Origin of the sequence: Dyella sp. C11 (assembly GCF_003121485.1) — a bacterium.
GTDB lineage: Bacteria > Pseudomonadota > Gammaproteobacteria > Xanthomonadales > Rhodanobacteraceae > Dyella.
Window position 1 is genome coordinate 88,925 of record NZ_QAVX01000012.1, and the last position, 26,571, is coordinate 115,495.

The 26,571-nt window shown below is 63.2% G+C and carries 26 protein-coding genes; 17 read left to right on the top strand and 9 right to left on the bottom strand.

Features of this window, described 5'->3' with window-relative positions; translation table 11 throughout:
- Nucleotides 1-27 precede the first annotated feature (27 nt).
- The 5 genes from DK366_RS12750 to DK366_RS12770 all read right to left on the bottom strand — a co-directional run bounded on the left by DK366_RS12750 (nt 28) and on the right by DK366_RS12770 (nt 5,702).
- Nucleotides 28-1,593: a DHA2 family efflux MFS transporter permease subunit gene (locus tag DK366_RS12750; RefSeq protein ID WP_109125934.1), complete on the bottom strand. Its 1,566-nt coding sequence runs from the start codon at nt 1,591-1,593 to the stop codon at nt 28-30.
- A 21-nt stretch (nt 1,594-1,614) separates the two neighbouring features.
- Nucleotides 1,615-2,838: an efflux RND transporter periplasmic adaptor subunit gene (locus DK366_RS12755; RefSeq protein ID WP_109125935.1), complete on the bottom strand. Its 1,224-nt coding sequence runs from the start codon at nt 2,836-2,838 to the stop codon at nt 1,615-1,617.
- On the bottom strand, nt 2,825-4,330 hold the full coding sequence (locus tag DK366_RS12760; RefSeq protein ID WP_109125936.1) for an efflux transporter outer membrane subunit: 1,506 nt from the start codon (nt 4,328-4,330) through the stop codon (nt 2,825-2,827). The genes DK366_RS12755 and DK366_RS12760 overlap by 14 nt, the downstream gene beginning before the upstream one ends.
- A complete protein-coding gene (locus DK366_RS12765) occupies nt 4,327-4,803 on the bottom strand; it encodes a MarR family transcriptional regulator (RefSeq protein ID WP_232821030.1) in 477 nt (158 codons plus the stop codon). The genes DK366_RS12760 and DK366_RS12765 overlap by 4 nt, the downstream gene beginning before the upstream one ends.
- 131 nt (nt 4,804-4,934) lie before the next feature.
- Entirely contained in the window at nt 4,935-5,702 is a 768-nt protein-coding gene (locus tag DK366_RS12770) for a TatD family hydrolase (protein WP_109125938.1), read from the bottom strand.
- Between the two features lie 138 nt (nt 5,703-5,840).
- On the opposite strand from DK366_RS12770, the gene DK366_RS12775 reads away from it, so the two are divergent.
- Together DK366_RS12775 and DK366_RS12780 are read left to right on the top strand one after the other, a co-directional pair.
- A complete protein-coding gene (locus DK366_RS12775) occupies nt 5,841-6,422 on the top strand; it encodes a glycine zipper 2TM domain-containing protein (RefSeq protein ID WP_109125939.1) in 582 nt (193 codons plus the stop codon).
- A gap of 155 nt (nt 6,423-6,577) precedes the next feature.
- Nucleotides 6,578-6,886, top strand: a complete 309-nt coding sequence (locus DK366_RS12780; RefSeq protein ID WP_232821031.1) for a glycine zipper 2TM domain-containing protein — start codon at nt 6,578-6,580, stop codon at nt 6,884-6,886.
- 71 nt (nt 6,887-6,957) lie between these two features.
- On the opposite strand, the gene DK366_RS12785 is transcribed toward DK366_RS12780, so the two are convergent.
- Together DK366_RS12785 and DK366_RS12790 are read right to left on the bottom strand one after the other, a co-directional pair.
- Nucleotides 6,958-7,392: a cell wall hydrolase gene (locus DK366_RS12785; RefSeq protein ID WP_198651541.1), complete on the bottom strand. Its 435-nt coding sequence runs from the start codon at nt 7,390-7,392 to the stop codon at nt 6,958-6,960.
- A 461-nt stretch (nt 7,393-7,853) separates the two neighbouring features.
- Nucleotides 7,854-8,654 (bottom strand): folate-binding protein YgfZ, encoded by an 801-nt coding sequence (locus DK366_RS12790; RefSeq protein ID WP_109125942.1) that lies wholly within the window; start codon nt 8,652-8,654, stop codon nt 7,854-7,856.
- A gap of 129 nt (nt 8,655-8,783) precedes the next feature.
- Here DK366_RS12790 and DK366_RS12795 point away from each other — a divergent pair, with 129 nt between their 5' ends.
- The 14 genes from DK366_RS12795 (at nt 8,784) to lpxK (ending at nt 21,711) form a co-directional block, all read left to right on the top strand.
- The gene (locus DK366_RS12795) at nt 8,784-8,954 is read left to right on the top strand and encodes a DUF1674 domain-containing protein (protein WP_109125943.1); all 171 of its coding nucleotides are present in this window, start codon (nt 8,784-8,786) and stop codon (nt 8,952-8,954) included.
- Between the two features lie 85 nt (nt 8,955-9,039).
- Entirely contained in the window at nt 9,040-9,435 is a 396-nt protein-coding gene (gene sdhC / locus DK366_RS12800) for a succinate dehydrogenase, cytochrome b556 subunit (protein ID WP_109125944.1), read from the top strand.
- Nucleotides 9,432-9,845 carry a succinate dehydrogenase, hydrophobic membrane anchor protein gene (sdhD, locus tag DK366_RS12805; protein ID WP_109125945.1) on the top strand — a complete coding sequence of 138 codons (414 nt, stop codon included), beginning with the start codon at nt 9,432-9,434 and terminating at the stop codon, nt 9,843-9,845. The genes sdhC and sdhD overlap by 4 nt, the downstream gene beginning before the upstream one ends.
- A gap of 4 nt (nt 9,846-9,849) precedes the next feature.
- Nucleotides 9,850-11,637 carry a succinate dehydrogenase flavoprotein subunit gene (gene sdhA / locus DK366_RS12810; RefSeq protein ID WP_109125946.1) on the top strand — a complete coding sequence of 596 codons (1,788 nt, stop codon included), beginning with the start codon at nt 9,850-9,852 and terminating at the stop codon, nt 11,635-11,637.
- Between the two features lie 21 nt (nt 11,638-11,658).
- On the top strand, nt 11,659-12,441 hold the full coding sequence (locus DK366_RS12815; RefSeq protein WP_109125947.1) for a succinate dehydrogenase iron-sulfur subunit: 783 nt from the start codon (nt 11,659-11,661) through the stop codon (nt 12,439-12,441).
- 161 nt (nt 12,442-12,602) lie between these two features.
- Nucleotides 12,603-12,851 carry a succinate dehydrogenase assembly factor 2 gene (locus DK366_RS12820; protein WP_109125948.1) on the top strand — a complete coding sequence of 83 codons (249 nt, stop codon included), beginning with the start codon at nt 12,603-12,605 and terminating at the stop codon, nt 12,849-12,851.
- Nucleotides 12,823-13,260, top strand: a complete 438-nt coding sequence (locus tag DK366_RS12825) for a protein YgfX (protein WP_109125949.1) — start codon at nt 12,823-12,825, stop codon at nt 13,258-13,260. Before DK366_RS12820 ends, DK366_RS12825 begins: the two co-directional genes overlap by 29 nt.
- Nucleotides 13,261-13,348: 88 nt before the next feature.
- Nucleotides 13,349-14,596, top strand: a complete 1,248-nt coding sequence (locus DK366_RS12830; RefSeq protein WP_109125950.1) for a lipoprotein-releasing ABC transporter permease subunit — start codon at nt 13,349-13,351, stop codon at nt 14,594-14,596.
- A 4-nt stretch (nt 14,597-14,600) separates the two neighbouring features.
- The gene (gene lolD / locus DK366_RS12835) at nt 14,601-15,299 is read left to right on the top strand and encodes a lipoprotein-releasing ABC transporter ATP-binding protein LolD (RefSeq protein WP_109125951.1); all 699 of its coding nucleotides are present in this window, start codon (nt 14,601-14,603) and stop codon (nt 15,297-15,299) included.
- 108 nt (nt 15,300-15,407) lie between these two features.
- Complete coding sequence (locus DK366_RS12840) at nt 15,408-17,705, top strand: DNA internalization-related competence protein ComEC/Rec2 (protein ID WP_109125952.1); 2,298 nt, start codon at nt 15,408-15,410, stop codon at nt 17,703-17,705.
- Between the two features lie 161 nt (nt 17,706-17,866).
- Nucleotides 17,867-18,517 carry a MotA/TolQ/ExbB proton channel family protein gene (locus DK366_RS12845; protein ID WP_109125991.1) on the top strand — a complete coding sequence of 217 codons (651 nt, stop codon included), beginning with the start codon at nt 17,867-17,869 and terminating at the stop codon, nt 18,515-18,517.
- 3 nt (nt 18,518-18,520) lie between these two features.
- Nucleotides 18,521-18,952 carry a biopolymer transporter ExbD gene (locus tag DK366_RS12850; RefSeq protein ID WP_109125953.1) on the top strand — a complete coding sequence of 144 codons (432 nt, stop codon included), beginning with the start codon at nt 18,521-18,523 and terminating at the stop codon, nt 18,950-18,952.
- Nucleotides 18,949-20,721: a lipid A export permease/ATP-binding protein MsbA gene (gene msbA / locus DK366_RS12855; RefSeq protein WP_109125954.1), complete on the top strand. Its 1,773-nt coding sequence runs from the start codon at nt 18,949-18,951 to the stop codon at nt 20,719-20,721. Before DK366_RS12850 ends, msbA begins: the two co-directional genes overlap by 4 nt.
- Before the next feature lie 9 nt (nt 20,722-20,730).
- Nucleotides 20,731-21,711, top strand: a complete 981-nt coding sequence (lpxK, locus tag DK366_RS12860) for a tetraacyldisaccharide 4'-kinase (RefSeq protein WP_109125955.1) — start codon at nt 20,731-20,733, stop codon at nt 21,709-21,711.
- A 65-nt stretch (nt 21,712-21,776) separates the two neighbouring features.
- On the opposite strand, the gene DK366_RS12865 is transcribed toward lpxK, so the two are convergent.
- The gene (locus tag DK366_RS12865) at nt 21,777-22,244 is read right to left on the bottom strand and encodes a glycine zipper 2TM domain-containing protein (RefSeq protein WP_157956522.1); all 468 of its coding nucleotides are present in this window, start codon (nt 22,242-22,244) and stop codon (nt 21,777-21,779) included.
- Nucleotides 22,245-22,406: 162 nt separating this feature from the next.
- Between DK366_RS12865 and DK366_RS12870 the strand changes: the two genes are divergently transcribed.
- Nucleotides 22,407-22,805 carry a DUF6165 family protein gene (locus DK366_RS12870; RefSeq protein WP_109125957.1) on the top strand — a complete coding sequence of 133 codons (399 nt, stop codon included), beginning with the start codon at nt 22,407-22,409 and terminating at the stop codon, nt 22,803-22,805.
- 73 nt (nt 22,806-22,878) lie between these two features.
- On the opposite strand, the gene tssM is transcribed toward DK366_RS12870, so the two are convergent.
- Nucleotides 22,879-26,550: a type VI secretion system membrane subunit TssM gene (gene tssM / locus DK366_RS12875; protein WP_109125958.1), complete on the bottom strand. Its 3,672-nt coding sequence runs from the start codon at nt 26,548-26,550 to the stop codon at nt 22,879-22,881.
- Between the last annotated feature and the right edge of the window lie 21 nt (nt 26,551-26,571).

Below are 26,571 nucleotides of genomic sequence, written 5' to 3' on the forward strand. Positions count from 1 at the left end.
GACAATCCGGCACAAAGGCGGTAGCGCTTAGTGGCCCACGGCGCCGCCCGCAGAGCCAAACGGCGGTTTGGCCAGCCAGATCACCGGGATCAGCACGATGAACAGGATGGCGCACAGCAGGAAGATGTCGTTCACGGCCAGCGTCAGCGCTTCGCGGTTCACCAGCTGATCCACGATGCCCAACGCCTGTTGTTGCCCGTTACCCGCATGGGTGAGCTGGCCAATGATCTGCGTGGCCGGCTGGCTGGCGCTGTTCACGCTTTCGGTCAGGGTGGCGTGGTGCTCAATGCCACGGTGCTGCCAAAGCGTCACCGTCACCGCCGTGGACACGCTGGAACCCAGCGTTCGGAAGAAGTTGGCCAGGCCGCTGGCGCTGGCAATCTCCTCAGGCGGCAATCCCGACAGGTAGATCTGGTTGAGCGGGATGAAGAAGCAGGGGATGGCGATGCCCATGACGAAGCGCGGCAATATCAGCGTGGAGAAGGACGCCGAGCTGTCGAACGTGGAGAACCAGTACGAGGTCGCCGCGAATACCACGAAGGCGAACGTGACCACCCCGCGCAGCTCCAGCTTCTGCATGTTGCGGCCGATGATGGGCGACAACAGGAAGGCCAGGATGCCCACCGGCGCCGTCGCCAGGCCCGCCCAGGTAGCCGTGTAGCCCAGCGTGGTCTGCAGCCACAACGGGAACACCACGTTGATGCCGAAGAAGGCGAACATGCCCAGCGACAGCGCGATGACGCCCGCGGTGAAGTTGCGTTGCTTGAACAGCGCCAGATCCACCACGGGATGCTTGGCGTGCAACTCCCACACCACCAGGAAGACGAGGCATACCAGCGCCGTGATGCCCAGCGTGGTGATCATGGGCGAGGCAAACCAGTCGTGGTCGTTGCCGTTGTCCAGCATGAACTGCAGGCAGCCCACGCCCGCCACCAGCAGCACCAGGCCGACCACGTCGATGGGCGACTGGAAGGTCTTGGTTTCGCGTTTGCGCAGCAACGTCCAGGTGATCACGCCTGCGGCGATACCCACCGGCAGGTTGATGTAGAAGATCCACGGCCAGGAGAAGTTGTCCGTGAGCCAGCCACCGAGGATGGGGCCGAAGATCGGCGCCACGACCACGGTCATGGCCCACAGCGCCAGCGCAATGCCTTGCTTGGCCTTCGGGTAACTCGCCAGCAGCAGCGTCAGCGACAACGCCACCATCGGGCCCGAACCCGCGCCCTGCATCAGGCGGGCAAACACCAGCATCGGCATCGACGTGGCCAGGCCGCACATCATGGAGAACACGACGAACAGGCCCACGGAAACGACGAACGTCTTCACTTCGCCAAATCGCCGCGCAATCCAGCCGGTCAGCGGCTGCATGATGGCGCTGGCCAGCGAGTACGAACTGATGGTCCAGGTGCCTTCGTTGGCGCTCACGCCGAGGCTGCCCGCAATGTGGGGCACCGCGACGTTCACGATGGTCATGTCCAGCACCTCCATGAAGGTGCTGAACGCGACGGCGATGGTCAGCAGGACCAGCGCCGTGCCGTGCAAAGGCGACAAGCCTTCGGCGGTCTTTTCTTCTTCGTTGGATTGATCGGCCATGGCGACGTGTCCGTCTAGTCGTCAGTTCGCGTCGCGCTGGCTGAGGTTGGCCTGGATGATCTTCTCGGCCTCTTCGTCGGCCTTGGCGGCCATCTGGTCGTACACGGTCGTCTGCGCAATGGGCTGGCCATTGCCGACCGCTGCATTCATCGGACCCTTGTCATCGGTGATATCGACGGTGACATCGGTGGACAGGCCCACGCGCAGCGGGTGCTTGTCCAGTTCGCTGTCGTCCAGCGCAATGCGCACCGGCACGCGTTGCACCACCTTGATCCAGTTGCCCGTGGCGTTCTGTGCGGGCAGCAGGGAGAACACGCTGCCGGTGCCTGCGCCAAGGCCCACCACCTTGCCGTGGAATTCGGCGCTGCCGCCGTACACGTCGGCCTCGATCTTCGCGGGCTGGCCCACACGGATGTGGCGCAGCTGGTTTTCCTTGAAGTTCGCATCCACCCAGAGGTTATGCAGCGGCACCACGGCCATCATCTGCTGGCCGGGCTGCACGCTGTTGCCCACCTGCACGCTGCGCTGGGCCACGTAGCCGGTCACCGGCGAGTAGATGTTGTTGCGCTGGGAGGCGATCCATGCCGAACGGAAGTTCGCGCGAGCCTGTTCCACGGCCGGGTTGTTGGCGATCTGCGTGCCTTCGATGGCGGCACGCGAAGCCGTCGCCTGGGCGACCGCGGCATCGAGCGAGGCGCGTGCCTGGTCCACGGCATCACGCAGGTGCTGCACGTTCTGCGGTGCTTCGGCCTGCGCGGCGACCAGCGGTGCGCTGCGCGCAAGATCGGCCTCGGCCTTCTTCAGGTCAACGCGTGCCTTGGCCACCTGGGCATCGGCACTGGTCGCCGAGGCCGTCTGCTGGCGCACCTGGCGTACGGCCTGGGCGAGCGAGCTGCTGGCCTGTTGCAGGCGAACGTCCGCATCGGTGTTGTCCAGCTTCACCAGCACCTGGCCCGCTTCCACGCGCTGCGTGTCATCCGCCAGGATGGCCACCACGATGCCGGGCACCTGGGCGGAAATAGCCACCTGGTTGCCGTTGACGTAGGCGTTGTCGGTCTTCTCGCGGGTGGAGAACACGAACAGCCACAGCAGCAGCCACGCCGCACCCGCGAGGATGAATACGGTGGCGACGATCAGCAGGGCGCGACGGCGCTTGGCAGGGTCCTTCGCCGCCATGCCGCTGTCGTCACCGTTGCCGTTCTTTTTATCGTTGTTCTTCTTGACGTCGGAATCAGTGGCGCTCATTCGGGGCGTCTCCGGAAAGGTTCAAAGGGGAAGAGGGATGATCGCTGGAGGCTTGCTCGGGCAGGCTGGTGCGATAGCCGCCGCCGAGGGCCTTGATCAGCGAAATATCGGTGGACAGCGCCTGCGCCTGCAGGCTCACGTCGCCGTCCTGTTGCTGCAACAGCTGCGCCTGCGCACTGAGCGTCTCGCGGCGATCGGTGACGCCACGCTGTACGCGCGACTGCGCCGTGGCGAACAGCTGCTGGTTGGCGGCAATTTGGCGAGCCTGCTCCTTGCGGCGAGCTTCGATCTGGTCCGCGGTAAGGCTTTGCGTCGCGACGTCGCGGGCCGCCGTAAGTACGGTGCTGTTGTACTGCGCGACGGCGGCATCGAGCTGTGCCTTGCTTACGCCGTAATTCGCTTCCAGCAAACCGCCGGTGAAAATCGGCAGGTGGATGGCGGGCGTCAGGCCGAACACGCGGCTGCCGCTGTTGAACATCTTGTCCAGGTCGATACTGGACAGGCCGGCCATCGCACTGATGCTGATGTCGGGGAAGAACTCGGCGCGCGCGACATCGGTCTGCCGCAGCGCGGCTTCCACCTGCCACAGGCTGGCGGCGATGTCGGGGCGGCGTGCGATCAGGTCGACGCCAACATTGTCGGGCAAGCCCGTCGTGACGCCGGGCAGGGCACGCGGCTGCATCGCCGGAAGCTGTGCTGGTGACACGCCGCACAGGCTGGCCAGGGCGGCTTCGCGGATATGCGCGGAGCTTTCGATGGTCACCAGCATCTGGCGGGCGGACGCAGTCTGCGCTTTCGCCGACTGCACGGTATCCGGGCGATCCACGCCTTGCTTCACGCGCAAGGCGGCAATCTGCTCAAGCTGTTCGGCCGTCTGTACGGCCTGCCTGGCAATGACAATGCGCGCCTGATCGGCCAGCCAGCCGAAATAGGTGTCCGCCACGTTGATCTGGATGGCGATGGCCGCCGCGCTGTGCTGCGCTTCGGCCGCATGCGCCTGGTCCACGGCCGCTTCGATGGTGTCGTGCTTCTTGCCCCAGAAGTCGAAGTCGTACTGCGCCTGCACGCCGATGTCGCCCTGGTTGTACCAGGTGAAACCCAGGAACTGCGGCGGAATCAGGCCGGTTTCACTCAGGCGCTGGCGTTCGACCTGCGCACTGCCGTTCACGCTGAGGCCCGCCTGTGCGGTGGTGGCGCGAATGTTCTGCTGCGCCGATTCCACGCGCGAACGTGCCTGCGCGATATCCGGCGAATCCTTCATGGCCAGGTCGATCAGCTGGTTGAGCTGCGGATCGTTGTACTGCTTCCACCAATCGGTGTCCGGCCAGCCGGCGCGATGACCGGTGGTGAGGCCGGCCAGCGGAACATCGTCGCGAACGGCAGGTCGATGCAGCTTGGCGGGAATGGAGCAGCCCGCCACGGCAAGCGCGACGGCGCAGGCGAGCAGCGCGCGACGGCCGATTCCGTGAGGGAAGGGGCGGTGTGGAGTCATGGACCAGTGTCCGGTTGAGTGATCGAATCGATGTTGACGGCGATGCGGCGAAGCAGGCGATCAAGCGTGCGCTTGTCGCTCGCACTGAGTGACGCGAAGGCGCCGTGCACGTTGGGAAACAGGGGCGGAAGAATCTTTCGCACCATGCGTTTGCCAGCCGCGGTGATGCTGAGCACGATGCGGCGCCGATCCTCGGCGCTGGGCGCACGTGTGATCAGGCCCGCTTTCACGAGCGCATTGGCAATGCGCGTCATGTTGGTGGGCCCTTGTTGCGCGTACTCGCACAACTCCGTCGGCGTGGCGCTGCCCGTGGGGCTGGCGTAGATCATCATCAGCGTACGGAAGTCGCTGTCGTTGAGACCATGGGGCTTGAGGTTGCGCTCGAGTTCCGCGAGCAGATTGCCGCCCACCAGCAGCAACAGGCGCGTCAGCACGACTTCCTGCACAGGAAGGTCGGGGAAGTTCTTGCTCACTCGGCCAATCCCCTCGTCCATGTGGGCGAGGCACTCGGGCATGCACTTCATTTCATCAAAGGATATTTCGCCAGTGAAGTAATTAGGCTAGCACCCTGCATTAATGGACTGCAAGGGTCAGAAAGTCTGGCTCAGAGAATGCCGAAGAGTTCGCGGGCGTTGCGCGTCGTTGCGGCTGCCAGGCTTTCGGGGCTCTCGCCACGCAGCTCGGCGATCACATTGAGCACTTCGACGATATTCGCCGGCTCGTTGCGCTCGCCGCGATGGCAGGCGCCAGGTTGGTCCGGTGCATCGGTTTCGAGCAGCAATCGTTCGACAGGCATGGTCGCGACGATGTGACGAAGTCGTTGTGCGCGTTCGTGCGTCACAGGGCCGCCCAGCCCCAGATGGAAGCCCAGCTCCCACAGTCGTTCCGCTTGCTGCAGGCTGCCGGAAAAGCTGTGCACCACGCCACGCAGCCCGCCGATGCGGCGCATGGTGGAGGTGACCTCGTCCACCGCGCGTCGCGCGTGCACGATCACGGGAAGGTCAAAATCGCGTGCAACGCGCAGTTGCTGCTTGAAATAGTCGCGCTGCCGTTCGACATCCAGTTCGGGAAGAAAATAGTCAAGACCGATCTCGCCAACGGCAACCGCCGAGTGCGTCTGAAGCCAGGCGCGAAGTTCGTCAAGGTGTTCGGGGCGATGCTGGTCAAGATAGATGGGGTGCAGGCCGTACGCCGGGTGCGCATGCGTGTATTCGCGGCAAATGGCTTCGATCCGGGGCCACGACGCAACGTCGATGGCCGGCACCACGATATGGCGCACACCCGCGTCGCTGGCGCGCTGAAACACGGCGCCCAGATCGGGCGCGAAGCTCGCATCATCGATGTGCGCATGGCTGTCGGTGAGTTCGAGCACAGTATTGAGTGTCCTGAATTTGAAAAAATGGGCGGCTTCGATCTAAGCGAACATTCAGTGACCCAGCGGTTCAATGAATGTACTGGGATCGGATTCAAGCGGATGCGGGGTGCGCCGCTGCCCAGACAGGAGAGCATTATGAACAGGTTGGTCGTTTCGGCGCTGCATGTCGGTTTCGCCGGATTCTTGGTATTTGGTCTTTCGGCCTGCAATCGTGATGCGAATGCCGATGGCGGCGTAGGCGCCATGGCACAACAGGGTGGTCCCGATGGTGCCAAGTACGCCCGCGTTGTCAGCGTGACGCCGGTGCGTGGCGCCGCGAGTGCGCCGCAGCAGGTGTGCCATGACGAAGTGGTAACCACGCACAAGCCGGTGCAGGACACGCACCAGATTGCAGGAACGGCCATTGGTGCCGTGGCTGGCGGTCTGTTGGGCAACCAGGTGGGTGGCGGCAAGGGTCGCACCTTGGCCACGGTTGCCGGCGCGGTCGGCGGCGGCTATGCGGGTCACGAGATCCAGAAGAACCATCAGGAAAATGCCACGCAGCAGTCGACCCAGCGTCATTGCACGACGACGCCCGGAAGCAGCGGTGATCAGGTGGTGGCGTACGATGTGAGTTACGAGTACAACGGAGTGACCCGCACTGTACGAATGGATCACGATCCGGGTGACAGGCTGCAAGTACAGGAAGGTGTGGTAGCCGTTTCCGACGCTCACTGAGGATTCACGCCATGCAGACATTGCTTAGACATTTGGCTGTTGCAGGACTGGTTTCGGTTTTAGCGCTTCTTTCAGGATGTGAGACGCCACCGCAACGCCAAGTGGTTTACAGCGGCGCGTCCAATCGCTGCGAGCAGTGTGGTGTGGTGAGTGATGTGCGTCAGGTACAGACGCAGAAGGAAGCATCGCCGCTCGGCATGGTCATTGGCGGTATTGCCGGTGGCGTGATCGGCAACCAGTTCGGCGGTGGCAGCGGCAAGGCGCTGACCACCGTGGCTGGCGCGGTGGCGGGTGGTGCCATTGGCAACCAGGTCGGCAAGAACAACGGCGGTCCCGATATCGTATGGCAGGTCACCGTCAAGCTTGATGATGGTCGCTATGCCACGGTGACGCAGGCTGCCGATCCGCAGGTTCGCCCGGGCGACTACGTGCAGATCCGCAACAACCTCGTCTACCGTCTCTGACAAATAGACGTTTGGATGTCCAAATGAAAAGGCCCTCTTGCGAGGGCCTTTTTTTATGGTTTTGGGTGGGGTTAGTTGCTGACAGCGTAGAAGGCGTGATCGCCGATGGTTTTTACGCGTTTGGTTGACCATGTGGTGGTCACTGCCAGTGTGGCGAAGTGATCCGCTTGTGGCACGTACACCGTGCGCTCTCCCTTTGGCAGGCTCCAGTTGCTGATCGAATCACCAGCAATCTTCCATGCCTTGGTAAAGGAGTTGAGGTCGGTCACTTCGAACGTGCTTGCGGTAGTGGTCAACGCAAATTGACGCGGTGATTTCACCACTTCGCAAACGCTATCGCCCCATGTGCCGCGGTCGCGACGACGAAGGGCAACTTCGGCCACGGCGTATTGGCCAATGGTCGACTCACTGCGTGCCTCGAGATAAACCGTCGTGGCCAGGCAGGTCTGGTCCGCGAGGGGCTGGGGTAGCACGGACGCTAACCACAACAGCATCGAAAGTTTCATTGTCTGCCTCCAACGTGCTGTACGTGCGAGGTCGTTACTGCTGACTTCGCGCGCCGTTGCGGTGGACGGGCGGGCAGGCCGTTCCACCTGGATTGAATCGCCAGTGACCGAAACTTGTGGTCAGGCGGTTAGCCACGGGATTGTGGCCGGTAGAGCGGCTGATCCGGCGCCACTCATAACTTGTTGTGCTGCAAAGGCGATGCTCGGGTACTAACGACCACGTTGCCTGCAACTTCATCCGCGCTCAGGGCGGTGGATACACCGGCATCTCTGCCGGGTCGCGCCGATCCGGACCCCTCCGGTTCGTCGCGTATGTCGACACCTGTGGGCAATGGGTGTCGTCGAATTAGCTGCCGGAGACTAGTGGCGAGTTTTCGATCTGGCAAGTGCCCAACGGTTCAGGTTCACGTCACGCTCACATTGTCATCGCTGATCGTGAATGTTTGCGTTTCGATGTTTTGTCACGCGGGCCAACTCTCCGACACACGCAGCGAGATGCCTTCATCGGTGTCGATGTGCGATGCATCTTCAAGCGAATTCATTAGACCATCGTCTATGACGGCGAGGGCCCATGCGCTTGCATCGTCACTCGCAACATCGAGCAATTGAATGCTGTTCTCGCTGCTACGGTGCAGCACGGTGCCCCCCGCGACATGCTGCGACAATACGACGCAATGCATATGCCGCTTCAGTCCGCCGCGGTAGTGCAAGCGCGCAACGATCTCTTGTCCCGGGTAGCAACCCTTGTCGAATGCGACGGCTTGCAGATGTTCAAGAGCCATTGCTTGCGGAAGCAATTTGCCTTGCGTGTCACCGGCAAGCCACGGCCATCCCGCGCGAATTTGCGGGAGTCGCCATGCGTCATCGGCATGCGTGGCGCCGACGATCAGGCTGTGGTCGCCACAACCGAGCACGTAGGCGTCGCCTTCACGATGGGCGGCGTAACTCTCGCGTGCATCGCCGGTGCCGAGCAGGTAGGGCTCGCATGCCGTCAGCTTCACCTTGGAACGAAACACGAAACGTTGCAGTGATGACGCGATGGGTGCGGCCTCGCCGCCGCGCAGAAGCATCAGCAGGGAGTCGTCGGCAAGTCGCGCAAGGTGGAAGAACGCGAGCACGCGACCCTGGGCATCGAGCCATGCACTGAAGTGCCATGCGCCCACGGCAAGCGAAGTGACGTTGCTGGTGAATTGGGATTGGGCGAACGCGATCGCGTCGGGACCTTCGAGCAGCAGGACCTGGCCGGAATGGTGTGTCGTCATAAGCTGGTAGAGGTAGGGGCAGCGAGGCGGGGATGCAAGTGCCACGGGTGGCGCTGTCAGACAGACACGCAGTCGTCAAGGTTGTGCTGCATTAACGCAGGTATTACGCTTTTACGGCTTTCAAACACCATGTCCGATACGTCCTCCCAAACCGAGCCCAAGCCTGCGTCCGTTCCATCGGAGCAGATTCCCGTGCCTGCCTCTCCGGCAACAAGGGAAAAGGCTCCGTCGGAGCAACCGGCTCCCGATCCCACGCGCTACGGCGATTGGGAAAAGAACGGGCGCTGTATCGACTTCTGATCTCGCCGCGCCGGCTCCGCGCCGGCGTGTTCGGGTAAGGGAAGGGCGGTAAAGGGCATCAGCGATTCCACCCAGGATAGCCGCCATGGCAGACACGCAACGACCGCTCTCTCCCCACATGGGCATATATAAGTGGCAAGTGCAGATGGTGACATCCATCGTGCACCGCGCTACCGGCATTGCCCTTTCCGTCGGAACCCTGCTTGTGCTGTGGGGCGTCTTTGCCCTTGCCAGTGGCGAAGACAGCTACAACCAGTTCAAGACCTGCACCGGCAGCCCGATCGGGCTGGTCCTGCTGATCGGCTGGACGTGGGCACTCTTCTATCACCTGTGCAACGGCATCCGTCACCTGTTCCAGGACGGCGGCATGGGCTACGCCATTCCCCAGTTCATCCGTTCCAGCTGGCTGTCGATCATCGGCAGCGTGGTGCTGACCATCATCGTCTGGGCCTACGTGTTCACCTCGGGAGGTGCCGCATGAGCGCCAACGGTCAGCAGCACGATGTGCGCACGCAACTGCGCAATCCGCTGAAGCGCGCCAAGGGCCTCGGCTCGGCGCAGTCGGGTGTCGGTCATTGGTGGACGCAGCGCGTTACCGCGACGGCGCTGGTTTTCCTCGCCATCTGGTTCGTCGTGACGGTGCTGGGCGCACTGCACGCCGACTACGCCACGGCCAAGGCCATTGTTGCCAAGCCGTGGAACGCCCTGCTGCTGGTCGCCTTCGTGCTGGCCATGTGCTGGCACGCGGTGCTCGGCCTGCAGGTCGTGATCGAAGACTACGTGCATACGCGCTGGAAGGAAGTTGCCCTCCTGGTGCTGGTGAAGTTCATTGCAGTGCTCGGCACGCTGGCTACCTTGATGGCCGTGCTGCGCGTGGCGCTGGGAGCCTGATTCCATGGAAAGCTACAAGATCCAACAGCATAAGTACGACGTGATCGTGGTCGGCGCCGGCGGCGCGGGCCTGCGTGCCACGTTTGGCCTGGCCGAGAAGGGCCTGAAGGCCGCGTGCATCACCAAGGTGTTCCCGACGCGTTCGCACACGGTGGCGGCGCAGGGCGGTATCTCCGCCGCGCTCGGCAACATGGGTGAAGACGACTGGCGCTTCCACTTCTACGACACGATCAAGGGTTCCGACTGGCTCGGCGACCAGGACGCCATCGAGTACATGTGCCGCGAAGCGATTCCGGCCATCATCGAGCTGGAACACTACGGCGTGCCGTTCTCCCGTACGGAAGAAGGCAAGATCTACCAGCGTCCGTTCGGCGGCATGACCACGCATTACGGCAAGGGCACCGCGCAGCGCACCTGCGCCGCGGCCGACCGTACCGGTCACGCCATCCTGCACACGCTGTACCAGCAGGCGCTGGCGCATGACGCCACGTTCTTCATCGAGTACTTCGCCATCGACCTCATCTTCGACGAAGAAGGTGTGTGCCGCGGGGTGCTTGCGCTGGACATGAACGAAGGCACCTTGCACTTCTTCCGCGGCCACGCGGTGGTGCTGGCCACCGGCGGCTATGGCCGTGCGTACTTCAGCGCCACCTCGGCGCATACCTGCACCGGTGACGGTGGCGGCATGGTGCTGCGTGCGGGCCTTGCGCTGCAGGACATGGAGTTCGTGCAGTTCCACCCGACCGGCATCTACGGTTCGGGCTGCCTGATTACCGAAGGCGTGCGCGGCGAAGGTGGCTACCTCACCAACTCCAACGGCGAGCGCTTCATGGAGCGCTACGCGCCGAACGCCAAGGATCTCGCCTCGCGTGACGTGGTTTCCCGCGCCATGACGATGGAAATCCGCGAAGGCCGCGGCGTGGGCGAAAAGAAGGACCACATCCACATCAACCTGATGCACCTGGGCGCGGACGTGATCCACGAACGCCTGCCGGGCATCGCCGAATCGGCGCGCATCTTCGCTGGCGTGGACGTGACCAAGGAACCGATCCCGGTGATCCCGACCGTCCACTACAACATGGGCGGCATCCCCACCAACTATCACGGTGAAGTGGTGCAGAAGCGCGGCGACAACGTCGACGCCGTCGTGCCGGGCCTGTTCGCCATTGGCGAAGCGGCTTGCGTGTCGGTGCACGGTGCCAACCGTCTCGGCTCCAACTCGCTGCTCGACCTGGTCGTGTTCGGTCGCTCGGTGTCGCACCGCTGCGCCGAGATCATCACGCCGGATACCCCGCACAAGGATCTGCCGGCCAACGTGCTGGACAAGGCGCTGGCCCGTTTCGACGGCCTGCGCAACGCCAAGGGCAGCCAGCCGACCGCCAAGATTCGCGCGAACATGCAAGGTGTCATGCAGTCCGACGCCGCCGTGTTCCGTACCGGCGAGTCGCTCAAGGAAGGTTGCGAGAAGATCTCCGCGGTGCGCGAATCGTTCAAGGATGTCGGCGTCACCGATCGTTCGCTGGTGTGGAACTCCGACCTGATCGAAACGCTGGAACTGGCGAACCTGCTGGACCAGGCCGTGGCCACCATGTACTCGGCCGAGCAGCGTCACGAGAGCCGTGGCGCGCATGCCCGCGAGGACTTCCCGGACCGCGACGACCACGAGTGGCAGAAGCACACCATGGTTTCCGTGGACGAGAACGGCAAGACCAGCTTCGACTTCCGTCCGGTGCACATGTACACCATGACGAAAGACGTCGACGTCGTGCCGCCGAAGAAGCGCACCTACTAATTCCCGGACTGGAGAGCCACTGTGGCTGAGTTTTCGCTACCCAAGAATTCCAAGGTCCAGCCGGGCAAGCACTTTCCGGCCAAGGACGCAAAGAAGCCGCGCACGTTCCGCATCTATCGCTGGAGCCCGGACGACGGCCAGAACCCGCGCATCGATACGTATGAAGTCGACATGGCTTCGTGTGGCCCGATGGTTCTGGACGCGCTGCTGAAGATCAAGAACGAGATCGACTCCACGCTCACGCTGCGTCGCTCGTGCCGCGAAGGCATCTGTGGTTCGTGCGCGATGAACATCGACGGCACCAACACGCTGGCCTGCACCAAGGCGATTGAAGATTGCGCCTCGGGCGACGTGAAGATCTATCCGCTGCCGCACATGCCGGTGGTGAAGGATCTGGTGCCCGACCTCACGCACTTCTACGCGCAGTTCGCCTCGATCAAGCCGTGGTTGCGCACGCAGAGCCCGGCGCCGGCCGACAAGGAGCGCCTGCAGTCGCCGGAAGACCGCAAGAAGCTCGACGGTCTCTACGAATGCATTCTCTGCGCATGCTGCTCGACCAGCTGCCCCAGCTACTGGTGGAACGGCGACCGTTACCTCGGTCCGGCCATCCTGCTGCAGGCTTACCGCTGGATCATCGACAGCCGTGACGAAGACACCGGTGCGCGCCTGGACGATCTGGAAGATCCGTTCAAGCTGTATCGCTGCCACACGATCATGAACTGCGCCCGCACCTGCCCGAAGGGTCTGAACCCGGCGAAGGCGATTGCGGAGATCAAGAAGCTGATCGTCGAGCGTCGGACGTAAGCTCTTTGTTCCCTCTCCCCTCCGGGGAGAGGGCTAGGGTGAGGGGCGGGTGCTCGCGATAAGGTTTCTTTTTGCGAGACTGAGGCAAGACTGGCCCCTCACCTCAATCCTCTCCCCGAAGGGGAGAGGAAGTATTCGGTAGGAGGCGCCTCGCGTTATTTATGGACGAAGCCCGCATCAAACGCCTCCGCTGGCGCACCCGCCGCGGCACCCGCGAGCTGGACGCCCTGTTCGGCGGCTGGCTCGACGAACGCTTCGCCGGCGCAGACGAAGCCCAGCGCCAGGCCTTCGATGAATTGCTGGACGTGCAGGACCCGGACCTGTGGGACTGGGTGATGGGGCACGCCAAGGCGACCCGCCCGGACTGGCAGGCCATCATCGATGACATCCGCTCCCGCCATCGGCTTTGAATATCGGCCCTCGCGCTGGCTGGGGCGATTGCTCACCTCAACTTGCTGCCTGGCCGCCACCGCGCTGTGGCTGGCCGATATCCCGTGGGCACTGAAACTTGCCGGCACGCTCGTGCTGGGATGTTCCTTGTGGAAGGCATGGCGCGGTCAGTCGCTCGTGACCGTCAGGGCGGCCGGCTGGGCGCGTGACGGTGGCTGGAGTCTGCGCATGCATGCGGGCGAGGACGTCGCCGGCGTGCTCGCATCGTTTCGGGTCGTCGGTGAAGCCGTCGTCTGGCTTCGTCTCTCGCTGCCGGAGAAACGGCACGTGGTCCTGCTGCTGGCGCCGGACAACAGCGATGCGGACATCCGCCGCCGGTTGCGCATGCGGCTGGCCCAGGTCGAGGCCGCAGGGCACTCTGGCGGCTGAACGCGGTCCTACGGTTTGGCCGCGTTACAGGCGATAATCCCCGCTATTCGGGCGGCCAGCCCTTTCGACACCACAAGCGACCGCCCTAATGTTTCGACCGCTAGAGCTTTTCATCGGCCTGCGTTACACCCGCGCCAAGCGTCGCAACCAGTTCATCTCCTTCATCTCCACGGTGTCCATCGTGTGCATCGCCATCAGCGTGACTGCGCTGATCACGGTGATGTCGGTGATGAATGGCTTCGATGACGAATTGCGCTCGCGCATTCTCGGTGCCATTTCGCATGCGACGGTATCGGGCATGCCGGGTGAGGCGGTGCAGGACTGGCCGCGCGCCGTGAAGATCGCCGGTTCGAACAAGCACGTGCTGGGTGCGGCACCTTACGTGGAAAGCGAAGCCTTCTTGCAGGCGCGCCGTTCGACGGGAGGACTGCTGCGTGGCATCGAGCCGTCGGAAGAGCCCAAGGTGTCCGACATCGACCAGCACATGGTCGAAGGCAAGCTCAACCAGCTCGTGCCGGGCAGCTGGAATATCGTGCTGGGTCGCGAGCTGGCGATGCAGCTCGGTGTGGCGGTGGGCGACAAGGTGATTGTAGCGGTGCCGTCGTTCCAGTCCTCGCCGATCACCGGCAGCGTGCCCAGCCTGCGCACGTTTACCGTGTCGGGCGTGTTCGAAATGGGCATGCAGGAATTCGACTCGGGTCTGGCGCTGGTCAACATGACGGACGCCGAGCGCCTCAATCGACTCGGTGGCCCCACCGGCATTCGCCTGAAGCTGGACGACATGTTCAACGCCCGCGAAGTCGCGCGTGAGCTGGCCGACCAGCTGGGACAGGTCTACCGCGTGGATACCTGGATGGATAGCCACGCCAACTTCTTCTCTGCCATTTCGATGGAGAAGAAAGTGATGTTCATCATCCTCTCGCTGATCATCCTGGTCGCCGTGATCAACCTGATTTCCATGTTGATGATGCTGGTGACCGACAAGCAGGCCGATATCGCCATTCTGCGCACGCTGGGCTCCACGCCGCGCAGCATCATGGGCATGTTCATGGTGCAGGGTGTGCTGGTGGGTTTTGTCGGCATCGGCTTCGGCGTGGCGCTGGGTTCGCTGCTGTCGTGGAAGCTGCCCGGCATCGTGAAGTGGATCGAGCACGTCACGGGCGTCACCTTCCTGTCGCCGGACGTCTATTACATCAGCGAACTGCCGAGCAAACTCGACGCAAGCGACGTGGGTTGGGTGGCGTTGGTGACCTTCCTGTTCTCCCTGCTGGCCACCCTTTATCCCGCCTGGCGTGCATCGCGCACCCAGCCTGCGCAGGCACTGCGTTATGAATAAGCCGATGAATACTGCCAACGACGTCGTGATGCGTGCCAGCGGCATTGCCAAGACGTACGAAGAAGGCGACCTGAAGACGGCTGTGCTGTCCGATGTCAGCTTTACGCTGAAGCGGGGCGAGACGCTCGCCATCGTGGGCGCGTCCGGTTCGGGCAAAAGCACCTTGCTGCATATCCTGGGCGGCCTGGACACGTTGACCCAGGGCGACGTGGAAGTGGAAGGGCGCAACCTTTCCAGCCTTTCCGATGCCGAGCGCGGCCGCGTGCGCAACCGTTCGATGGGCTTCATCTACCAGTTCCATCATCTGCTGCCCGAATTCACGGCGCTTGAGAACGTGTGCATGCCGCTGCTGATCCGTGGCGTTGCCATCGCCGAAGCGGAGCGCCAGGCGGCAGCGTTGCTGGGTCGTGTGGGGTTGGAGCAACGCCTGCACCACAAGCCCGCTGAACTGTCGGGTGGCGAACGCCAGCGCAGCGCAGTGGCGCGCGCGCTGGTGACGCGTCCCGCCGTGGTGCTGGGTGACGAGCCCACGGGCAATCTCGACGAGACCAATGCGGCACAGGTGTACGACCTGATGCTGGAACTCAACCGCGAGATCGGCACCAGTTTCATCCTGGTTACGCACGACAACCGCCTGGCGTCGCGCATGGATCGCACGCTTGAGTTGCACAACGGCAAGTTGGTCAACAAGGTTTTCGACTGATCGCCGACGCCGCCGTAAGGCGGCGTCGTTGCCTGCGCCTACACGTTTTTCGGCAGCACGGTTGTCTTGTAGCCGATAGCCTGTCTTCTCCTTCAGGGAGGAGGCAACGTGCGCAAGGATGGTGCCCTGTTACCCGCCGTGATGCTGCTGTCCGGCGTGCTCGCGGTGCAATGGTGGGTGGTGTTGCCGCCCGCCTGGTTCTGCATCGTGTGCGGAGCCCTGGCGCTGCTTCTTCTTCGTCTTGGCCGATACGGTCGCGCGCTGGCGTGGTGCCTGTTCGGCATCGCGTGGGCATGCTGGCGCGGTAGTACGGCGATGGATGCGCGCTTGCCGCGCGATCGGGAAGGGCAGGACTTTCACCTGGTGGGACGCGTCGTGGATCTGCCGCAGGCGCGCGCCGATGCCACGGGCTTTGTGTTTCGGGTCGAACAGGCCTCGTTCGGCGATACGCCGGTGTCTCTGCGTGGGCGCGTGCGGGTGAGTTGGTACAACGGTGCGCCCGACATTCCTCCGTGCAGTCGCTGGCAATTGACCGTGCGGCTCAAGCGCCCGCGCGGGCTGATCAATCCGGGAGGGACGGACAGCGAGCGCAGCGCGCTTGAGCGCAACATCGTGGCCGTGGGTTACGTGCGCGATGGCGCAGGAAACGCGCCGCTCGGGTTGCCGGGATTTTGCATCGATGGTGTGCGGCAGGCGATCAGCCGTGGCATCGCGTCACGCGTCCGCGATCCACACGATGCCGCACTCCTGCAGGCTTTCTCGGTAGGCGACACGCGCGGCCTGAGCCAGCACGACTGGGAAGTGGCGCGCGCCAACGGCATTCCCCATCTCATCGCCATTTCAGGTTTCCACGTGGGCGTGGCTGCAATTTTCGGCGTCTGGCTGGCACGCCTTCTGTACTGGCTTCGCCCCACGCTTGGCTTGCGCCTGCCACGCGTGCAGGCGCAGGCGGCATTGGCGTTCGCAGTGGCGGGTATCTACAGCGCGCTCGCAGGGTTCGGCCTGCCGACAGTACGCACCCTGCTGATGATTGGCATCGTGGCGTTGGCAAAATGCTCGCGTCGCTACTCGGGCGGCCCACAAACATTGGCGCTCGCATTGATGGCCGTGCTGGTGGTCGATCCCCTTTCGGTGCTGGCCGCAGGGTTCTGGCTTTCCTTCATCGGCGTGGCTTTCCTGATGGTCTGCATGACGACGCGAGGGAAGGGATGGCGCGGTTTTCTGCACGAACTGTCCGCAGGGCAACTGGTGATGACCTTGTCCCTGTTGCCGTTGACGATGTGGTTTTTCGGCGAGTCGTCGCTGGTTGGCGCGCTGTCCAACCTGATCGCCGTGCCCTTCGTCAGTTTTGTCATCGTGCCGGTCACCTTGGTGGGCATGATTCTTCTGGGCGTGTGTCCTCCGCTCGCGCAGCCTGTGCTGTGGTGCGCTGCGTGGCTGGCGCACGCGCAATGGTGGCTGCTTGAGCAGATGGCGCGGTGGCCGGGCGCCCATTGGTATCTGCCCGAGGTGCGTTGGTGGTCGTTGGTGTTGGCAACGCTTGGCGCGCTCTGGTTGTTCTCGCCGCGCGGCATGCCGATGCGCTGGCTCGGCGGCGTGCTGTTTCTGCCTCTGCTGTTGCCGACACGCGATGTGCCGAAAGCCGGCGAATTTCAGCTCTGGACGCTGGACGTGGGGCAGGGGCTTTCGATGGTGGTCCGCACGACGCATCACGCACTGGTGTACGACGCCGGTGCGCGGTATCCGTCGGATTTCGATCTGGGTGAAGCGGCGGTGCTTCCGTCGCTGCATGCACTGGGCATCAAGAAGCTGGATCTGCTCGTGGCCAGCCACGCCGACAACGACCACGCAGGCGGCATTCCTGCCGTGGCGGCGGCATTTCCCGACGCGGAGCGAATCTCGGGCGAGCCCGAGCGCATTCCCATCGCCATGGGTCCTTGTATCCCCGGCACGGCGTGGGAGTGGGATGGCGTGACTCTGCGCGTGCTTCCGTCGGGCAAGGACGGCGCCAAGGCCAACGACCGGTCGTGCACGCTGCTGGTCGAAGGGCGGGGTGGCAGGGCGTTGCTCACGGGCGACATCACCTCGGCCGTTGAACCCGTGGTGGCGGCTGCGATACCCGAGGGGCCGCCGCTGGTGCTGGCCGTTCCGCATCACGGCAGCCGGACCTCGTCGAGCCGGGCGTTCATCCAGGCCACGTCGCCGGCTTTGGCGCTGGTGTCCGCCGGCTGGCGCAACCGTTTCCATCATCCCAATGCTGCCGTCATGCAGCGTTACGACGAGGCGGGCGTGCCTTGGCTGAACACTGCGGTGGTGGGAGCCATCCAGGTCGATGTTCCCGCCGACGGGCCTCCTCGCGTTGCCCTGACCTGGCGCCCGCGCCAGTCTCGCTACTGGCGCGAATGAATCCGAGGCCGGCTCGCAAGGCCTGCCTGGCACCATTCGTGACCCCATTCACAGCCCTTCGGCAACGGTCGGCACAGCCCGGAGAACGGCAGGGCGAGACTGTTATGATGCGTCCTTCCTGACTGGCGAAGTGGCCCGGAGTCGTTGTGCTGGAAATCCTGATGGCTGGTGGCTGGGCAATGCTGCCCATCCTGATCTGTTCGGCGGTCGCCCTGGCGATCGTGCTGGAGCGTTGCTGGACCCTTCGTCGCAAGTCCGTGCTTCCGCCGGGTCTGGGCGAGGAAGTGCGCAACTGGGCGCGCGCGGGCCAGCTCGACCCGAACCACCTCACCACCCTGGCCAATGGCTCGCCGCTGGGCGAACTGCTGGCTTCCGCGCTGGCCGTGCGCAACCGTCCGCGCGAGCTGATCAAGGAGCGCATCGAGGATACCGGCCGCCATGTGGTCCACCGCATGGAGCGCTATCTCAACACGCTCGGCACCATCGCGCTGATCGGCCCGCTGCTCGGCCTGCTCGGCACCGTGATCGGCCTGATCCGCATGTTCATGGAAGTGATGCGCGGTGGCGTGGGCGATCCCATGAAGATGGCCGGCGGCATCGGCGAGGCGCTGATCTGCACCGCCACGGGCCTGATCGTGGCCATCCCCGCTTACGTGCTGCACCGCTATTTCCGTTCGAAAGTGGCGGGTTACTGCGTGGAAATGGAAAAGCAGGCCACCGAGTTGCTCGATGAGCTGACGGCCCATCAAGTGGCCGCACCGCGCACCCGTGCGCCGCGCGCCAGCACCACCACCGAGTCGAGCGCGAGCTGACGCATGCGTATCGGCAACGACCGTCGGCAAGACGATTTCGAGATCAACGTGATCTCGCTGATCGACGTGCTGCTTACCCTGCTGATGTTCTTCGTGCTCACCACCACCTTCATCCAGCACTCGCGGATGCAGGTGACCCTGCCCAAGGCCAGCGCGGAAGATCGCGACATGCAGGCACCCGCGCTCACCATCGTGGTGGACCGCGATGGCCACTTCTTCGTCGGCAGCGACGAAGTGCATGGTGAAGGCGTGGAACCGCTCAAGCAGGCCATTGCCAATGTGGCGGGCGACGATCGCGAACGTCAGGTGACCATTCGTGCGGACGCCATGACGCCACACCAGAATGTGGTGACCGCGATGGACGCGCTGGGCCAGCTCGGCTTCACGAAGCTGTCCATCGCCACGACACCCAGTCAGGCGGATAGCGGCCAGTGAGCAACGGCAAGGTCAAGATCTGGGACGCGCACACGATCCAGATCTACAAGCGGCTGCTGGGCTATACCAAGCGTTTCTGGCCGGTGGGGCTGATCGCCATCGCGGGCATGATCGTCGACGGTGGCGGCCTGGCCGTGTTCACCAAGCTGCTCAAGCCGATGATCGACAAGCTCTTCACCGAGAAAGATCCGGTGATGATCTTCTGGATGCCGATCTGGATCGTGATGGTGTTTCTGGTGCGCGGCGTCGGCACGTTCGCCAGCAGCTATGGCGTGGCCTACATCGGGCGCAACGTCGTCAATGCGATCCAGCGCGACGTGTTTGCCGCTTACCTGCGGTTGCCAGCCTCCTTTTTTGGCAGGGAACACTCGGGGCATCAGGTCTCGCGCATCACCTACACCAGTGAGCAGGTGGCGGTTGCTTCCACCGACGCGGTGAAAGTGGTGATCACCGAAGGCGTCACCGTCATTGGCATGTTGTACGCCATGCTCAGCACCAGCGCCTACCTGACGATGGCGCTCTTCGTGATGGTGCCGCTGATCGCGCTGATCGCCAGCGTTGTCAGTCGCCGGTACCGCACGATCAGTCGCCGCATCCAGAGCACCATGGGCGGGGTGACCGGCACGGTCGAAGAATCGGTGCAGGCGCATCGTGAGATTCGCGTCTATGGCGGCCAGGAACAGGCAGCGTCGCGCTTCAAGGACGTCACCGATAACACGCGCCGCCTCAATCTGAAGATCGCATCCACGAATGCCCAGTCAAGTTCGGCCATCCAGACGGTGGCCGCGTTGGCATTGGCTGTGATGGTTTTTCTGGCGACGCGCCCGTTCGAAATCGAGAAGATGTCGGCCGGTGACTTCATCGTGGTCTTGACCGCCATGGGCGGCATGATGCCGTCGCTGCGGCGGCTTGCGAACGTCCAGTCCAACATCCAGAGCGGCATGTCGGCGGCGGAGAATCTCTTCGAGATCATCGACACGGCGCCCGAAGTGGATGCCGGCACCCGCGTGCTCGATCGAACGCAGGGTGATATCCGGTTTGAAGATGTCAGCCTCAAGTACGCGCGCGGTGATCTGGAAGCACTGCGTGGCATCAACCTGCATTGCGCGCCGGGTACGGTCACGGCATTGGTCGGCCGCTCCGGCAGCGGCAAGAGCAGCCTGGTCAGTCTTCTTCCGCGATTCAACGAGCCCACGACCGGCCACATCCTGATCGATGGCGCCAACTACGAGAGCTTCACGCTTGCATCGCTGCGTCGCCAGATCGCATGGGTCGGCCAGAGCGTGGTGCTGTTCGATGGCACCGTGGCGGAAAACATTGCGTACGGCGAACTCGCCGGCGCGAGCGAGGCCGACATCATCGCGGCGGCGCAGGCGGCCAACGCGTGGGAATTCATCCAGAAGATGCCCGGCGGCATCCACTGCGCGATTGGGCAGGGCGGCAACCTGCTGTCGGGCGGCCAGCGTCAGCGTCTCGCGATTGCACGCGCGATTCTGAAGAACGCACCGATCCTTGTGCTGGACGAAGCCACCAGCGCGCTCGATACCGAATCCGAGCGTCTGATCCAGCAGGCGCTGCAGGGCCTGATGAAGGACCGCACGACATTGGTGATCGCGCATCGCCTGTCCACCATCGAGCATGCCGACCAGATCGCCGTGATGGATCAGGGCCGCATTGTCGAACGTGGCACGCACGCCGAATTGCTCGCTCAGAACGGCCATTACGCGGCGCTGCACCGCATGCAGTTCCACAGCCAGCCTGGTGATTGAGGCCGTGGCATGACGCTGACCGAACGGCTCGAAGCGGCCTGGTACGGTTCGGCGCGCGCCCCGTGGTGGACCGGTCCGCTCTCCTGGCTTTATGGCGGCCTTACAGCGTTGAGGCGTGCGCTGTATCGCACGGGCGTGTTGCGTGCCACGCGGTTGTCCGTTCCCGTCATCGTCATCGGCAACATCAGCGTAGGTGGTACAGGCAAGACGCCATTGACCATCGCGCTGGCTGACGCACTTCGCGAACGCGGTTACACGCCGGGCGTCGTGAGTCGTGGATACGGTGGCACGCAGAAGGAACCGCTGCGGCTCGGTGATACGCCCGATCCCGCACAAGTGGGCGACGAACCGTGCCTGATTCGTGCCAGCGGAACGCCGGTAGCCGTGGGGCGCGATCGGCCGGCCGCCGCCGCGCTCCTGATCGATGCAGGCTGCAACGTGGTGATTGCCGACGATGGCCTCCAGCACTACGCCTTGGCGCGTGATGTGGAAATCTGCGTGATCGATGGTGCGCGCCGCTTCGGCAACAGCCGTTTGCTGCCGGCCGGACCGCTACGCGAGCCTTTATCGCGCCTGCATCACGTGGATTTCCGCGTCTGCAACGGTGGAGCGGTGGCGCAGGGCGATATCCCCATGTCTCTGAAAGGTGGCATCGCCCGCGCGCTGGCCGATGACCACGCCAAGCCGCTGGCAGACTTCGCCGGACAAACGGTGCACGCCGTGGCTGCCATCGGTCATCCGCTGCGCTTCTTTGCCAGCCTGCGCGCGCAGGGCATCGAGGTGGTCGAGCACCCGTTTCCCGATCATCACCTGTTTACGGCGGGCGACCTGTCGTTCGGCGACTGCAAGCCCGTACTGATGACCGAAAAGGACGCCGTAAAGTGCCGTCCCTTCGCACAGGCGCACTGGTGGACGGTGCCCGTGCGGGCCGATTTGCCGCCAAGTTTTTTTGATGATGTCGTGGCGCGTCTGAAACGGACCATGCGCTGAGTGCGACAACAAAAAAAAGCCGACCCGCGAAGGTCGGCTTTTTCTTTGATCGTTGGCGCAGCTGATTACTGGATGCGAACGATATTGCCCTGCGGGTCGATCTGCACAAGGTCGCCGGTGCGGATGGCGCTGGCATCGGGCACGGTCACGTTGCTGTAGGCACCGTTGCCCATGCGAATGCGCAGGGTGTAGCTGGCGTTCGGGCGGCCGCTGTTGGCGCCGATGCGGTTGCCCGCATAACCGCCGCCCACGGCGCCGGCGACGGTGGCCAGGGTGTTGCCCTTGCCCTTGCCGACCTGGTTGCCCAGCACGCCGCCGGCGATGCCGCCGATGATGGTGCCGGCCATGCTGTGGTCATTGCCTTGGGTGATGTTCTGGTCGATCGCTTCCACCGTGCCGCACTGGTCACAGCGGAGGTAGATGCCGTCGTTGCGGACCAGCACGCCGCTACGCGCCTGCTGGGCGCTGGCGGCAAACGGGCTGGCTACAAGCAGGGCGGCCAGCGACAACACGGCGAGACGGGGGTTGAACATGGACTCTCTCTCCATTGAGGGGGCGTTACGTCCCCAGTCTAGCGAGACTCACTGAATGGCGGACTGAATGATCGGGCAAAAGACCCGTATCATGTGCACTTTTCCGGCCGCTCGCAGTGACCCTTGCGGCACCCCGCGAAAGCCACGCACATCGGAGTCGCCATGAGCCTTATCCAAGTCCCGGTTTCCTACGGCGAGCTGATCGACAAGATCACCATCCTGGAGATCAAGTCCAAGCAGATCACCGACGCGGCCAAGCTGGCCAACGTCCGCACCGAGCTGGACCTGCTCAACGCCACCTGGGCAAGCCACCCGGCCTCGCAGACCGATATTTCTTCCGAGCGCGCCCGCCTGCTGGCGGTGAACGAAGCGCTGTGGGATATCGAAGACCGCATCCGCCTGAAGGAAAAGGCGCAGGCGTTCGACGCCGAATTCATCGAACTGGCACGTTCGGTCTATTTCCAGAACGACGACCGCGCCGCCGTAAAGCGCGAGATCAACCTCAAGCTCGGCTCGCAGCTGGTGGAAGAGAAGTTCTATCAGGACTACCGACAGCCCTGAGCGCTCCTGGGGCGCCTCAGATCGTAATCTCCGCGCCGCCGGTATGCCCCCGCCCGTAGGCGGAGGGACATGACTATCCGCGCACGGGTGGCTTGCTCTCTGCCTTGAGAGACGACGCTTCGGTAGGCGCAACTGGCCGGGCCCCATCCTGCAGCAGGGTGCGTGGCAGGGTGAAGTTGTTGAAGATGCGTTGCGTGAAAGGGTTATTGGCCTTCTCGACAACTACGCGATAGCGCATCGCTGCGCCGTCGTCGGCTGTGAAGCTCAGATCAATGCTGGTGGGGGTCGTGCCGGTGAGTTGGCCACGGCTGAGCAAGCGGAACATAGACCAGGGCCCACGGAAGACCAGGCTGCTGCTGTTGCCGCTGCTGTTGACCAGGGTCACCCGGCTGTCGGTGCTATTGCCCAGGCTATTGGGCCAGATCAAACCTACGCTGTTACTGGGCCCATGGTCGTAGGAGATCAGCTGGCCTTCGATGCCCAGCACGCTGCTGCGGCGGTTTGGCGTGAGGCCAAGCGGCGTGACATTGAACTGCACATTGAGCGCACCGCGATTGTTGAAGAACGCATCACGGATACGGTTGGCTGCCTCCAACTGAGTCAGCACGTCGGTGCGTACCAGATAGCCGCTGCGACGTTCGGAATACAGCGCATCCAGATTGTCTTCCAGCAAGGTCTTCAGGTATTTGTCGCGAAACTGCTGCAATCGTCCCTGAGGGCCGAAGAAGGCCTCGAAGTCCTCCAGCGAGGCATCCGACGTGCTGGCTGGATTGAACGGGTAGCGTCCTGCCAGGTGTTCGCTGTAAAAACTGTAGACATCGGTATCCCAGCGACGCTCCAGTTCGTGCAGCGCTTCGACCAGCAGCACTTGTGACGATTCGTCAGCTATCTTTTTTACTTGCCCATTCAGTGGCTCCGGCAGGCCAGCGGCCATGCGCTGCACGATCCCGATCGGGTCCTGTCCCTTGAGCGCAAAGCGGTCCAGCACCATGGCCAGCGCAGCTTTGCCGCGGTCCGGACTGTCTTTGACACTTTTCACGGCGTCGCGAACATTGCCGATGGCCACCATGGTTTCGTCCATGTACGCCGGCTTGTCACCTTTGCCCACCAGCAGGTCGGCCAGCGGCGCAAAAGATCGCGCGATATCCGCCGTCAGCTGCAGGCTTGCCGCGTCGTTGGCGGAAGCAGGGGCTTTGGCGTTGCCATCGGGGAGGAGGGGATTGAGCTGCGTGTTGTCGCGCACCGTTTCCACCAGTCGGCGCATGGGTGCCGCCGGGCTGGTGAGGCTCTCCAGGACAGTCACCGCCTGGCCGATGTCGTTGAAGTCAACCACGTCAAGTTGGTTGATGCCCTGGCGCCAGTTCGCCAGGTAGTCGGCGGTGTAGATGGTACGAATGCGCCCGGCCAAGGCCTGCTTGTCCGACGCGGAGTAGTCAATGCGATTACGTTGACCCAGCGTCCATTCGTCGATCATCGCCAGATCGGTCAAGTCCTGGCTGTGAGGCTCGAAGTAGCCGTGGAAACCCTTGGCGGTAAGCAGTGCATCGATGCGTGCCGTCTGGGGAGATTCGCCGGATGATTTGACTTGGTAGACGATATCGAATGCCGGGCCAATTTCATGACGCAGATCCAGCGGAGCATGCAATGTTTCACCCGCCTGCTGTTGCATGGTCAGGTACACGCGTTGCGGCATCGGAATCTGCCGCAGCTGCTGCTGCAACTCCGCGATCCGCTGGCGATAAGCCGGAAGATCGGCATCGGCATACTTCATGGCGTAGTCGAGATGCCGCATCAAATTGTTCTGCACCGTGCCATCGCCGGAAAACGCCGCCTGCCAGTATTTGGCCATCCAGTCTTCCACGATGGGCGCACGGCGATTGGGGCGATCTTCGATCATTCGATACACGCGCAAGGCGGCCAGCTGATCGCTGCTGCTGGCCGCGGCCTGGTTCATGGCGTCCATCACGCCGCTCGCCAGTTCCGGCAGGAAGCGTTGGGAGAGCAATTGCAGGTAGGCCTCGTCCACCTTGGGTCCGATCTTGCGGCCCTGGTACAGGCCCATGTCCGACACCACTGGCCACGCATTGCGGTAATCGCCGTACACCGTGACTGCGTCGCGGATTTGATCCATGGGAGCCAGCAGGTTCCTGCCCGTGGGATCGGCCGTCATGTCTACCTGCTTGCCGCTGAAGTCCCGGCTCTTGGCCAGGACATTGAGCGCCAGGTCGCGGTTCAACGTGTAGTAGTGATACCAGCCACCCACCACCAGCAAGCCCCCCAGACTGGCGATGATCGTATGGGTCAGCAAGGCGCGCTTCTTGTCGGCCAACACCTTGACGTTGTCGCCCGCCAGACCTGCCTCGGGGTAGATGACGCGCTGAAAGAGTTGCTGAGCAAAATAGACAGTGCCGCCGCTCGCGGGCTGGGCACGGGAAATCACCGTATCCAGCTTGAAGGTCGCCGCCGCCGCGTCGACGAAGGCGTTGCTCAGCAAGCCCTGCTGGAAAACCGAGGAAAAATATACGCCGCGCGGCAGCGCCGGTGCGCCGGAGCGGTCGGCGGCGAGCACGTCCGCCAGGTAGCGAAGCAGGATGGGTAGCAGTCCGTCCAGTTCACGCGTCAGCGAGAACAAGCCTTCGCGTTGTTCGAGCGACAGCGGATCGCTCAGTGCATCGAAAACCTGTTCATTGAGTCGCGCCACCATGGCGCCATAGCGCTTGGACAATTCGTCCAGCCATGCGTCGAAGTGCTTGACCGAGGCCAGGCTGAAGGTGAAACCAAAAATAGCTTCCCGAACGCTGCGCGGCAGCCTGGCAAAGAACGTCCCGAAACCGTCCAGCTGATCACACTTGCTCAGCACCACATAGATCGGCGGCCGGGTCCCTAGATGGGCACCGAGCTCCTTCAGGCGTGTGCGCAGCATGGTTGCCTGTGCCTGTCGGTCGCTGGGCTTCTGGTTGAGGAGCGCGATCAGGTCGACCACAAGCACCACGCCATTCAGCGGTCGCCGGCTGCGGTTATGACCCAGCCAGTTGATCAGATGATTCCATAGACGCTTCTTGAGTTTGTCCTCCAACGGCGCGGTCGTGGCATCGTCAGCGGGTGTGGCCTTCTTGTCGGTGCGCGTAGCCTCGTCCGGTTCGTCCGTCCGAGCCTGGCTGATCAACTCGCCCGGCATATCGATCAATACGGCTTGATCGCCCATCCACCAATCAATCGGGTAGATAAGGTCCGGATCGGCCGTACGGTCACTCGCCGCGCGAGTGGTGCCAGTGAGATGGAAATTCTGGTTGGAGCGGTTGATGAAACTGGTCTTGCCCGCGTCCTCTGTGCCCAGCACCAGATACCACGGCAGCTTGTACAGCGACTGGCGCCCCATGAGCGTGCTTTTGAGTACGGCCAGGTTGTTGTCGAGCGAACGCTGCTGCGCGTCGACATATTTGAAGTCCCTGTCTCTGGTCAGCTGATTTTCGCGATCTTCCTTTTCCTTGTAAGTGCGGTTACGCGCCTTCAACTGCAAGGCCCATAGCAAGGTGGGCACCAATAACAGCACCAGCGTCAGCAGTACGCGAACGGAAAGATCGGCCAACGGCTTCTTGTCGCGCCAGCTCCATTGCGGCCCCAGCCACCAGATGGCGATCAGCAGAAACACGATGCCGAGCAGCAGAAGCACCGGCGTGGCGCTCTTGAACTGGCGCAGCAGGCTGGTGGCGTAGCGTTTGACGAGTTGGAGAAAATACGACATGACTGAACTTCCTTGTGTCCT

What these genes read in the sequence shown, in the direction of transcription:
- DK366_RS12750 (WP_109125934.1), bottom strand. Translation starts at nt 1,593, where the DNA reads ATGGCCGATCAATCCAACGAAGAAGAAAAGACCGCCGAAGGCTTGTCG.
- DK366_RS12755 (WP_109125935.1), bottom strand. Translation starts at nt 2,838, where the DNA reads ATGAGCGCCACTGATTCCGACGTCAAGAAGAACAACGATAAAAAGAAC.
- DK366_RS12760 (WP_109125936.1), bottom strand. Translation starts at nt 4,330, where the DNA reads ATGACTCCACACCGCCCCTTCCCTCACGGAATCGGCCGTCGCGCGCTG.
- DK366_RS12775 (WP_109125939.1), top strand. Translation starts at nt 5,841, where the DNA reads ATGAACAGGTTGGTCGTTTCGGCGCTGCATGTCGGTTTCGCCGGATTC.
- DK366_RS12785 (WP_198651541.1), bottom strand. Translation starts at nt 7,392, where the DNA reads ATGAAACTTTCGATGCTGTTGTGGTTAGCGTCCGTGCTACCCCAGCCC.
- DK366_RS12790 (WP_109125942.1), bottom strand. Translation starts at nt 8,654, where the DNA reads ATGACGACACACCATTCCGGCCAGGTCCTGCTGCTCGAAGGTCCCGAC.
- DK366_RS12795 (WP_109125943.1), top strand. Translation starts at nt 8,784, where the DNA reads ATGTCCGATACGTCCTCCCAAACCGAGCCCAAGCCTGCGTCCGTTCCA.
- sdhC (WP_109125944.1), top strand. Translation starts at nt 9,040, where the DNA reads ATGGCAGACACGCAACGACCGCTCTCTCCCCACATGGGCATATATAAG.
- sdhD (WP_109125945.1), top strand. Translation starts at nt 9,432, where the DNA reads ATGAGCGCCAACGGTCAGCAGCACGATGTGCGCACGCAACTGCGCAAT.
- sdhA (WP_109125946.1), top strand. Translation starts at nt 9,850, where the DNA reads ATGGAAAGCTACAAGATCCAACAGCATAAGTACGACGTGATCGTGGTC.
- DK366_RS12820 (WP_109125948.1), top strand. Translation starts at nt 12,603, where the DNA reads ATGGACGAAGCCCGCATCAAACGCCTCCGCTGGCGCACCCGCCGCGGC.
- DK366_RS12825 (WP_109125949.1), top strand. Translation starts at nt 12,823, where the DNA reads ATGACATCCGCTCCCGCCATCGGCTTTGAATATCGGCCCTCGCGCTGG.
- DK366_RS12830 (WP_109125950.1), top strand. Translation starts at nt 13,349, where the DNA reads ATGTTTCGACCGCTAGAGCTTTTCATCGGCCTGCGTTACACCCGCGCC.
- lolD (WP_109125951.1), top strand. Translation starts at nt 14,601, where the DNA reads ATGAATACTGCCAACGACGTCGTGATGCGTGCCAGCGGCATTGCCAAG.
- DK366_RS12845 (WP_109125991.1), top strand. Translation starts at nt 17,867, where the DNA reads ATGGCTGGTGGCTGGGCAATGCTGCCCATCCTGATCTGTTCGGCGGTC.
- DK366_RS12850 (WP_109125953.1), top strand. Translation starts at nt 18,521, where the DNA reads ATGCGTATCGGCAACGACCGTCGGCAAGACGATTTCGAGATCAACGTG.
- lpxK (WP_109125955.1), top strand. Translation starts at nt 20,731, where the DNA reads ATGACGCTGACCGAACGGCTCGAAGCGGCCTGGTACGGTTCGGCGCGC.
- DK366_RS12865 (WP_157956522.1), bottom strand. Translation starts at nt 22,244, where the DNA reads ATGTTCAACCCCCGTCTCGCCGTGTTGTCGCTGGCCGCCCTGCTTGTA.
- DK366_RS12870 (WP_109125957.1), top strand. Translation starts at nt 22,407, where the DNA reads ATGAGCCTTATCCAAGTCCCGGTTTCCTACGGCGAGCTGATCGACAAG.
- tssM (WP_109125958.1), bottom strand. Translation starts at nt 26,550, where the DNA reads ATGTCGTATTTTCTCCAACTCGTCAAACGCTACGCCACCAGCCTGCTG.